Annotated in this window: 10 protein-coding genes and 1 tRNA gene; 6 read left to right on the top strand and 5 right to left on the bottom strand. The window is 65.6% G+C overall.

Annotated elements, in window-relative coordinates:
• Positions 1–249: 249 nt before the first annotated feature.
• The 3 genes from OIE68_RS34045 to OIE68_RS34055 form a co-directional block, all read right to left on the bottom strand.
• Entirely contained in the window at positions 250–1,497 is a 1,248-nt protein-coding gene (locus OIE68_RS34045) for an erythromycin esterase family protein (RefSeq protein WP_327095068.1), read from the bottom strand.
• 122 nt (positions 1,498–1,619) lie between these two features.
• A complete protein-coding gene (locus OIE68_RS34050) occupies positions 1,620–2,729 on the bottom strand; it encodes a DUF4185 domain-containing protein (RefSeq protein ID WP_327095069.1) in 1,110 nt (369 codons plus the stop codon).
• Between the two features lie 180 nt (positions 2,730–2,909).
• Positions 2,910–3,659 carry a crotonase/enoyl-CoA hydratase family protein gene (locus tag OIE68_RS34055; protein WP_327095070.1) on the bottom strand — a complete coding sequence of 250 codons (750 nt, stop codon included), beginning with the start codon at positions 3,657–3,659 and terminating at the stop codon, positions 2,910–2,912.
• 111 nt (positions 3,660–3,770) lie between these two features.
• Between OIE68_RS34055 and OIE68_RS34060 the strand changes: the two genes are divergently transcribed.
• Genes OIE68_RS34060 through OIE68_RS34070 form a run of 3 tightly spaced genes read left to right on the top strand, consistent with a single transcriptional unit; the run spans position 3,771 to position 6,767 of the window.
• The gene (locus OIE68_RS34060) at positions 3,771–5,303 is read left to right on the top strand and encodes an acetyl-CoA acetyltransferase (RefSeq protein ID WP_327095071.1); all 1,533 of its coding nucleotides are present in this window, start codon (positions 3,771–3,773) and stop codon (positions 5,301–5,303) included.
• Complete coding sequence (locus OIE68_RS34065; protein WP_419150603.1) at positions 5,300–6,115, top strand: crotonase/enoyl-CoA hydratase family protein; 816 nt, start codon at positions 5,300–5,302, stop codon at positions 6,113–6,115. The genes OIE68_RS34060 and OIE68_RS34065 overlap by 4 nt, the downstream gene beginning before the upstream one ends.
• 4 nt (positions 6,116–6,119) lie before the next feature.
• Positions 6,120–6,767 carry a TetR/AcrR family transcriptional regulator gene (locus tag OIE68_RS34070; RefSeq protein ID WP_327095072.1) on the top strand — a complete coding sequence of 216 codons (648 nt, stop codon included), beginning with the start codon at positions 6,120–6,122 and terminating at the stop codon, positions 6,765–6,767.
• Here the strand turns inward: OIE68_RS34070 and OIE68_RS34075 are convergent.
• Entirely contained in the window at positions 6,751–7,539 is a 789-nt protein-coding gene (locus OIE68_RS34075; RefSeq protein ID WP_327095073.1) for an alpha/beta hydrolase, read from the bottom strand. The genes OIE68_RS34070 and OIE68_RS34075 overlap by 17 nt on opposite strands.
• A gap of 105 nt (positions 7,540–7,644) precedes the next feature.
• On the opposite strand from OIE68_RS34075, the gene OIE68_RS34080 reads away from it, so the two are divergent.
• The 3 genes from OIE68_RS34080 (at position 7,645) to OIE68_RS34090 (ending at position 8,597) form a co-directional block, all read left to right on the top strand.
• Complete coding sequence (locus OIE68_RS34080; protein WP_327095074.1) at positions 7,645–7,869, top strand: hypothetical protein; 225 nt, start codon at positions 7,645–7,647, stop codon at positions 7,867–7,869.
• A complete protein-coding gene (locus OIE68_RS34085; RefSeq protein WP_327095075.1) occupies positions 7,856–8,152 on the top strand; it encodes a hypothetical protein in 297 nt (98 codons plus the stop codon). Before OIE68_RS34080 ends, OIE68_RS34085 begins: the two co-directional genes overlap by 14 nt.
• A gap of 115 nt (positions 8,153–8,267) precedes the next feature.
• Positions 8,268–8,597 carry a hypothetical protein gene (locus tag OIE68_RS34090; protein WP_327095076.1) on the top strand — a complete coding sequence of 110 codons (330 nt, stop codon included), beginning with the start codon at positions 8,268–8,270 and terminating at the stop codon, positions 8,595–8,597.
• A 649-nt stretch (positions 8,598–9,246) separates the two neighbouring features.
• Here the strand turns inward: OIE68_RS34090 and OIE68_RS34095 are convergent.
• Positions 9,247–9,317 (bottom strand) — tRNA-Gly (locus tag OIE68_RS34095).
• Positions 9,318–9,491: the final 174 nt, after the last annotated feature.

A 9,491-nucleotide genomic window follows, 5' to 3' on the forward strand; every position in this document is an offset into this window, starting at 1 on the left:
GAACTCGCCGCGCACCTTGCGACCGCTGTACGCCTTGCGACCGCCGTGTACTTCGCGACCGCCGTGTACTTCGCGCATCTCGGAACCGCCGCGTACCTCGTGACTGCCGCGCACCTTGCGACCGCTGTGCGGCTCCGCGATGGCTGTGCACCCTACGACCGCCGCGCGCCGCGTACCCGCCGCGCGCCGCCTACCCGATCGCGAATCCCGTCTGCCTGCGACGGGGATTATCGCGGGCGGTCGCGAGGTCTAAGAAGTTGCTTGCGGCAACCAGTGCACCGGCGAGGTCTCGCGGATGTGGACGAGCAGGTCGAAAGCATCCAGGAGGGATCGGACGCTCGTGTGGGCGGTGGCATCCTTGGCCGGATCGTAGATGCCGCTGATCGTGCGCAGCTTCGCTGGTCCGCGCAGCCACTGCTGCACCGATTCCGGTGCGTCGCTGTGTAAGTCGACGTAGAAGGCGGGCAGGTCTACCTCACCCAGCGCCGCATCGACCAGGTCAGGTAGCGGTTCCGGTGCCACCGCCATACCGAGATTTCCGTGATGGAACCCGATGGCCACCGAGATGTACCGAGCACCGAAATGTTCGCGCAAATAGCTACCGGTACCGCGGAATTCGGCGGTCTCCGCGGGACCGTCACCGAGGGGGAGGGCCGCGGTGTGGGCGATGCCGTCCCAATACACGATCTTCGCGCCGCTCTCGCGCTGCCATTCGATTACTCGGTTCGCGGCGGGTCGCTCGTCGCGCGCGAAACCACCCTGCCCGGCAACGCTCTTCTCGTGGAATTCGACGATGAGCCGCAGATGCGTCAGTGCGTTTTCGAATCCTGTTGTCACCGGGAGCTTTTCGAATAATGCCAAAGCATCGCGGGCGTCGTCGATGAACGGGCGGCCGGGGTGAATTCCCTGATGGCGCTGCACATGTTCATCTACTTGGTGCGCGGTGCGTATCGGAGCGAGGTGGGATTCTATGGCAGCCAACCGATCCGGTGCCTGCTGCCGAATATAATCCAGCACCACGTCGTAATCCGACGGTTCCGCACGCGGCGGTTCGACGCCGAAAATCCGCACGGGATCGTTCGGGTGCTCCCTGTTGAATTCGCGAATCCACACCAGTGCCGCCGCCATTTCGCCGGTACGGGTCGGCCGCCATGCACCCGCGAGCACCGATTCGGGATCACCAGCGCCGTTCCCTGCATAGGCATCGAGTCGCTCACCGGAACGCGCACTGTCCTGCACGGCGAGCGCGCGGAAACCGTATTCCTCGACAAGTACCCGGAATACCCGCTCCCGCAGTCCGAAAGTCTGTCGAGAGAACCGGGTCGACTCACCGAGTCCGACCACGGTCGCCGATCCCAGCCGCTCGGTTAATGCCGCAATATCCGATCCGGTGCTATTCGAATCCGTATCGGAAATCGGCCGCGCCTGCGCACGCAGCCATTCACGCAAATCCGAAGTGCCGGTATCTGATTCGCTGGATGCGATGGTGGTGCCCATGATCTCTCCCGAAGCTCGACTACTCAACGCGACCCAGCTTCATACCTGAAGTGCCATTGAGGTCAAGTCGGGGAACGCGAGCAACGGCACACGGCCCGCGGCCATGTGCCGTTGCGGAGGGACTAGAGGGAGGTGCGCATCAGGACGACGTTGTACTGGGTGTGAACCGTGGTGACGAAGTACAGGTCGCGTCCGGTTTGGTACGGGAAGATCGATGGAGCGTATGCGGCCGGCAGTTCACGAGTGTCGATCAGCACCTCGGGATCGCTCCACGGACCCGTGGGCGAGGAGGCCCGTCGCATGACCACCGAGTTGAACGGATCGGTGGTGAGTGAGATGAACTGGCCGAGGTACTCGTTGTACATCACCGATATCTCACCGACGCCCCACATGATCGGCGCCGCGGCATCGACATCGCCCTTCTTGCTCCAGTGCTCGCCGTCCCAGTACTCGTACTCGCCCAGGTTCGTGATACCGCCTTCGCGGACCCGCCCGACATACGCCGCCCGGTTGCGCCCGGCCTGGGTGCCGTATTCATAGACGTACCCGCCGTTCTTGACGAACGCGTTCATCTGGAAGTTGGCGTTACCGCCCTCATTCGGGCGTCTGGTCTCGGGTAGCTCGGCCCAGCTCTCGCCGTTATCGCCGGAAACAGCGAGTCCGGAGAAATTCGTGGTCCACCGGCCGACATCGTCCCAGCTCTGCACCGACATCAGGCTCATGTACTGAACGCCGCCGGCCGAAATGCCCGCGGTGGGGATCCGGCTGATCTCGATGAATGGAATCTTCGGGCTCGGAATCAGATCGCGCGCCTGGCCGAAGATATCGCGCACGACGCTGTCGAAGTAGATGCCGCTGGACGGATCGTGGGTGTGGCTGCGCACCAGAATATTGCTGCGCCACGCCCAGGTGCTGCCCGCGAGCAGATTCGGCAGGCCGAGTCCGGCGGTATCGCCGAATGCGGTCAGCATTTCGCCGTCGCCGTTGTCCCACATGATGCCCAGATCGGTGCCGAGCACGTTATAGGCCTGGGTGTTATTCGGGCTGGCCATGCCGGTCACCTGGAATATCGCCTTGGTTCGGCCGAGCAGGTTGGGGAGTCCATTGGTGCCGTTCAGCACCGGGATCGGGTTGATCGCATTGGGGTTTGCCGTGGCTGGGGTAGTCGCTACGAGGAGCAGGGACGAAGCTCCTGCCAGTGCCGAGAGCAAGGCGGACGCGGTCTTGTGCAAGTCTCAAAGCCCTCCGGTTCTGGCCGAAGTGGCACGATACGCACGCCCCCCACCTCGTGTGTCGTGCCACATTTCGGCTGGCTGGCAAATCGTTCAAAATGCTAACAGCGAAACCGGGGAAATTGGTGGCTTGTGCGATTGGTCTGGAAAGTTGTAAGCGCAGCGCTACCTGATTTGTGATCAGCGACTACGAGATATGGCCTGCCGCAGGATCAATGGCAGCTGGGTGGCCCGCTCGACGGCGAAGGTACGGCGAGCCGAGGCGTGCCAGGAGCGATCGAAGAGTTGTTTGGCTCCCGCGACGGCGTGCGGGGAGCGAATGGCGATGCGATCGGCGAGCTTTTCCGCCGCCGCGACCGGGTCCGCGGTCACCTCGGTGACCAGGCCGATCCGCTCGGCGTATGCGGCGTCGACGATATCGGCGGTCATGGTCAGCAGCAGCGCCTTGTCGACGCCGATCAGCCGGGACAGCGTCGCCGCGCCGGTCATATCCGGGACCAGACCGTACTTGGCTTCCATTACCGAGAATTCGGCGTCGGGGCTGGCTAAGCGGACGTCGGCGGCCAGCGCGATCTGCAGCCCGCCGCCGTAGCAGTGGCCGTGTATCGCGGCGATCACCGGCACCGATAGCCGACGCCAAGCCCAGCAGGCTTCCTGGAAGGTATTGGTGCCGCGCCAAGGCAGCGGGATGAAGCCGCGAATGACGGCCAGCGGATCGCGGCTCGTCCCCGCGATATCGAGGCCGCTGCTGAAACTCGGACCGTTGCCGGACAGGATGACCGCGCGGACTTCCTTGTGATCTGCGACGGTATGCGCGGTCGTGATGAGATCGCGCAGCATCTCGATGGTCAGGCCGTTGTGCTTATCCGGCCGGTCCAGCGTGACGTAGGCGCGGTCGTCGACGAACCGCAGCGCGATATTCGAGGTCATTCCTGGATCTTACCCGCGAGTCAGTTACCGGGCCATTGCTTGGGCGCATGCGCGTTTGTTCTAATCGAACGCAAGTTACCGTCAACATTGACGGTAAAGAGTGGAGGAACCATGCTGCCACCCGGATTGGATCCGCGCACGCCGGTACTCGTCGGCGTCGGACAGGTCGTGCACCGCAGCGGCGAGCCCGGTCCGTCCGGACCGGTCGAACTCGCCGCCGAATCGCTACGCTGCGCGGGCGCCGATAGCGGCACCGGGGATCGGCTATTGCGCTCGGCCGATCTGATCGCGGCCGCGGCCCCGGTCAGCAGGCCGTATCCGGATCTCGGCGCGTTGGTCGCGGCGGAACTGGGCGCCGTGCCGAAGCGCACGCTGCAATCCGCGCGATTCGGCGGTGACGCGCCGCAGCGCCTGGTCAATACCGTCGCGCAGGCCATCGTCGACGGAGGGTGCGAGGTCGCGCTGATCACCGGGGCCGAATCGGTCGCATCCTGGAATGGGGCCACCCGCATCGGCGCCGCGCTCGACTGGCCCGAGCAGGGCGAGGATGTTCGGCCGACCGAGATCATCGGCACCGAACGCGGACCCAATACCGAGATGGAGACCGCGGCGGGACTGTGGGGGCCGATCTATTTCTATGCGCTGATGGAGACCGCGCTGCGCGGACGGCTCGGCCTGAGCGAGGCCGCGCATCGCGAGCGCATCGGCGGACTGTGGTCGCGGCTCTCGGCGGTGGCGGCCCAGAATCCGTATGCGTGGCAGCCCGCCGAACAGTCGATCGAGGATCTGGTGACGCCGTCGCGCGCGAATCGCATGGTGTCGTCGCCGTATCCGAAGTTGCTCGTCGCGAATCTGTCCGTGGATCAGGGAGCGGGACTGATCCTGTGCAGTGCGGCGGCGGCCGATGCCGCGGGCGTGCCGAGGGACCGCTGGGTGTTTCCGCACGGTGGGGCGAACGCCACCGACGAGTGGTTCGTCTCCGAACGTGCGGAGATGTCCAGTTCACCGGCCATCGCTGCGGCCGGGCGGGCCGCACTGTCGGGTGCGGGTATCGGCATCGACGATGTCGCGCATATCGACCTGTACTCGTGCTTCCCGGTCGCCGTGCAGGTCGCGGCCGAGGCGCTGGGGCTGCCGATCGAGGATCCGGCGCGGCCGCTGTCGGTCACCGGCGGACTCACCTTCGCGGGCGGCCCTGGCAACAACTACGCGACCCATTCGATCGCGACGCTGGCCGGTCGGCTGCGGGATGACCCATCGGCCTACGGCCTGGCGAGCGCACTCGGCTGGTACATCACCAAGCATGCCATCGGCGTCTACTCCGCTCGACCGCCCGCGCGACTCTTCCATGCCGACGAACCGGAAGTGCCTGTGGCACGGCGCGATACGGCGCCCGGCTACACCGGACCGGCCACCGTCGAGGCTTACACCGTCGCCTATCGCAAGGGCCCCGCGCCCGAACACGCCGACGAACCCGAGGCCGTGGTGATCAGCGCGTTGACTCCGACCGGTGCCCGCATACTGATTCGAGCGTCCGATTCGGAAACCGTCGCGGCGTTCACCGACGGCGACCCGATCGGCACGGAGGCCGATGTGACCGCCGCCGATAGGCTCACCTTGCTCACCGAGAGGACCGTCAAATGAATGCATCGCACAGCGACTCCATGAGGGGTGGTGGCCGGGAGGCGGGTGGGCCCGATCTCGTGCTGGTCGAAAAGCGCGACGCGATAACGCTGTTGACCGTCAACCGTCCGGAAGCCCGCAACGCCATCAATTTGGCTACCGCACAGGCCATCGAGGCGGCGGTCGACGAATTCGAGGCCGACGATGCCGCGCGCGTGCTCGTGCTCACCGGTGCGGGCGGAACCTTCAGTGCCGGAATGGATCTCGTCGCGGCATCGAAGGGGGAGATGCCGATAACCCCCAAGCGTGGTCCGCTGGGCATGGCCGCGAAACCGCCTGTCAAGCCGATGATTTCGGCCGTAGAAGGTTTCGCGCTGGCCGGTGGTTTCGAACTCGCGCTCTCCGGTGATCTCATTGTCGCCGCGAAAAATGCCCAGTTCGGTATTCCGGAGGTCAAGCGCGGTCTGGTCGCCGCGGGCGGCGGCGTACTGCGGCTGACCCAGCGGCTGCCGCGTCCCATGGCCGCGGAGCTGGCGCTCACCGGTGGTCGCATCGATGCCGAACGGCTCTACCAGCTCGGACTGGTCAACCGGGTCACCGAACCCGGTGCGGCACTGGACGGTGCGTTGGCCCTGGCGGCTGAAATCGTCGCGGCCGCACCGCTTTCGGTGGCGGCGAGTAAGCGGATCATCGACGAATCGCCGGATTGGTCCGTCGCGGAGGGTTTCGCCAAGCAGGGCGAAATCGCGCTGCCCGCGCTGTTCTCCAAGGATGCCGCCGAGGGTGCGCTCGCCTTCGCGCAGAAGCGCGAACCCCAGTGGCAGGGACGCTGATCCGATGCCCGAACGCGTCCGGGAGACGCAGGCGCAGCGGCGCTCGCGCATGCGCACGCGGCTCCTGGACGCCGCGGTGGAGAGTCTGGTCGAGGTCGGCTACGCGGGTACCACCACGCTCGAGGTGCAGAAACGGGCCGGGGTTCCGCGCGGCACATTGCAACACCACTTCCCGACCAAGGCAGACCTGCTCGCCGGTGCCGTAGAACATCTGGCCGAGCGTCGATTATCCCAGCTGGCAAGGGAATTCGAGGCGATCGCGGCCGATGCCGATCGCCTCGAAACGGCGGTCGAGCTGACCATGCGCATGTTCACCGGGCCGTCATTCTGGGCGGCGCTGGAGATGTGGGTCGCCGCGCGCACCGATCCGGAACTGCTCGCGGCCTTCCTGCCGTTGGAGTATCGACTATTCGACCTGATGCACAACAGCATTCGCGACATCTTCCGTCAGGAATTCCCGGACGATCCGCGCGTGCCGACCATTACCGAATTCACCATCGAGATCATGACCGGCCTCGCCATGCGTGTGCTGCTCACCGGCGATCTGGACCGGAACCGAATCCTGCAGCACCGCTGGGGAAATGCGGTCCGGATCCTGCTCGGCGAGGCGGATCCGGCAACGCTGACGCGAGCGGTCAGGGACGTGGGCTGATGGTGTCGAGCAGAACCTGCGCGCAGCCGGCCGGATCGTCGAAGAACGGGGTGTGGCCGCTGCCGTGCAGCGTGACGTGGCGGGCATTGGGCAGTACGGCACGTGCCTTCCTGCTCTGGGTGACGTAGGTCAGCAGGATATCCCGGTTGCCCCAGGCGATGGTGACGGGAATGTCGGCCAGCGCACCGATTTCGTGGAATTTCGCATCGGTGAAGGAAGCGAGGGCAGGCTCGAAGCCGGGTGCGTCGGCCGCGTCGGCGGCGGTGTCGATGGCCACCTGTGGATCGAGCGCCCACGGCTTGCCGAAGATCAACGTCAGGAATGTGGTGCGGCCTGCGGCGGTGCCCAGCACGTCGGGCAGCCACCGACGCAGGACCCGGGCGAGTTGGCGGGATCTGCCGAGCGACTGTTGGCACCACACGCGGCCCGGGGTGTCCCAGAATCCGATCGGCGAAAAGGCCGTGACCGAGCGGGCCGCCCCCCGTGCGCCGAGGTTCAGGCTGATCAGTCCGCCCATCGAATTGCCCGCCAGGTGCGGGCGCTCGATGCCCTGTTCGCGGAGGAAGTCGGCGAGCGCTTCGGTGAGGGTGTCGACGGTGGTGTGCTCGATCGGCGCGGACCCCGCGAAGCCGGGCAGATCGACGGCGATGACGTCGAAGGATTCGGCGAGGGTGCCGATGATCGGCTCCCACACCTGCCAGCGGCTGCCTACGCCGTGCACCAGGACCAGCGGTTCCCCCGCTCCCACCCGGTGGTGGTTCAACGTCGTCATATCTGTGACCGTACAGCGATTCGCAGCCGTCGGACCGAGATTTCCGGCCACGACCGGACCAGATTTCCGCTGGCAGTCGGCCGAAACGCCGGTACGATAAATGGTATGGCAACGCGTAAGGTCACCCTTTCGCTGGACGAGGCATCCTGGGCCTTCGCCGAACAGGCGGCGGCCCGCGCGGGGATGTCGCCCTCGGCGTGGATATCGAAGGCAGCGCGCCGCGAGGCCGTGCGGACCGGTGTCGGTCCGGCACCCGACGTGACAGCCCTGGCCGCGGCGGACGAAGCGGAGCTGGCCGCCGCCGAGGAGGCGATGCGTGCGCAGGGGTGAAATGTGGCTCTATCACCCACACGGTTCGCCGCGGCGCCGTACCGTCGTGCTCATCAGCAGTGATGGCATCAATGAATCACCGAGGCAGTGGCTGATCGCCGCCGAGGTCGTCGACGAGGATCCGCAGGACATTCTGGCTGTGCCGGTCAAGCGGCACGGTTGGGTGCATGCCGGGAATATCGGTCGAATCTATCGCGGCTGGCTGGCCGAGCCCATCGATGAGATGGAAACGGATGCGCTGGATCGGTTGGATACCGCATTGCGCGCGGCCATGGACCTTTAACCCACTTCCTGATTGGGAAGCCGATCGCTCGGCTACCGCTAGGCGTCGTACGGCATTATCGTTGCGGCGCCACCGCGGTGGCCGTAGATACAGACTGAATCGAGAAGAGGAATCAGTGCGGACCTTCCTGATCGCCGCAGCGCTGGTCGCGCTGCCGGTACTGGCGGCGTGCGGTAACGACAAGGCCGCGGACCAGCCCGCGGTAACCCAAACGGACCTCTCCAAGTCGCTCCAGGACAAGGGACTCAAGGACAAGAGCCTGGCCGACTGTGCCGCCAAGCTCTATGTGGACCAAGGCATTTCGCAGGAGGGCCTGCGCAAGATGGTCAGCGACGAATACGACGCCAAGGCCGCCGACGCCAATAACTTCGGCATGAGCCAGTCCGATGCCGACAAGGCCCGCGAGGCCAACACCAAGATCTTCACCGAATGCCGCTCGAAATAACGGGTTGATCAGCCATTACGCGCCCCGACCAGCTGGTTCGGGGCGCGTTCGGCCGACCGATCAGGCGGCCGGGCAGTGTGTGGACGGTGCCGGAATGGCCAGGTCGATGAGATAGCGGTCGGCCGGATCGCTGGATTGCACCGGGTCACCGGTTGAGCGGCCAATGCCTGCAGATCGACGGTCGACCCCGACCAATCGGGGCGGTAAAGCCGTTGTGTCACTTTGATACTCAGATCGATCGGGCCCAATGCCCGGTTCGGATTGGCCAAGTCGCGCAGCGTTCCCTGTGCGGCCCGGTCGCGGCTGCGAAATCCCTTGTACAGGAACGAACTTCGTCGAGCTGACCATCGAGGTCGGGCATATTCGGCCGGTGCGCCGCAAGTCCGCCGTCGCAGCGCAGCAGGGGACTGCGCTGCACCCCACGCGGATCGACGCTGCTGTCGTGCGGCGGAAGACGATAACGCCGGTCGCCCAGGTGGTGCGCGTTCTCGAGGGCGCCACCCACATCCCTCCGTCGAGCCATCCCCGCACTGACACCCCGGTACTGCCGGGGGGATCCGAACGGGCTGAATCTGCTGGTGGGGAAGGGTTTTGGTGACGGTAGGCGCATAAGAAAAGGCTCCCGGCAAGTTGCCGGGAGCCTTGTCCGAGCCGATGACGGGAATCGAACCCGCGCTGTCTGCTTGGGAAGCAGAAGTTCTACCATTGAACTACATCGGCAGACCCCGAAGGGTACGTCCGAGACTGTAGCAGAATCGTCCGGTGGCCGGTAAAAGTCCAGGTAGATTTCGCTGGCCCGCTCTGAGGCGGATAGGCGGTGGCAACCCGCCGGTGGCCACTGGATCGTGGTCGTCACCGACACACCGCCGCGATGCGCAGCGAACTCACCGCGTT

This window comes from Nocardia vinacea, assembly GCF_035920345.1.
Taxonomy (GTDB): Bacteria; Actinomycetota; Actinomycetes; order Mycobacteriales; family Mycobacteriaceae; genus Nocardia; species Nocardia vinacea_A.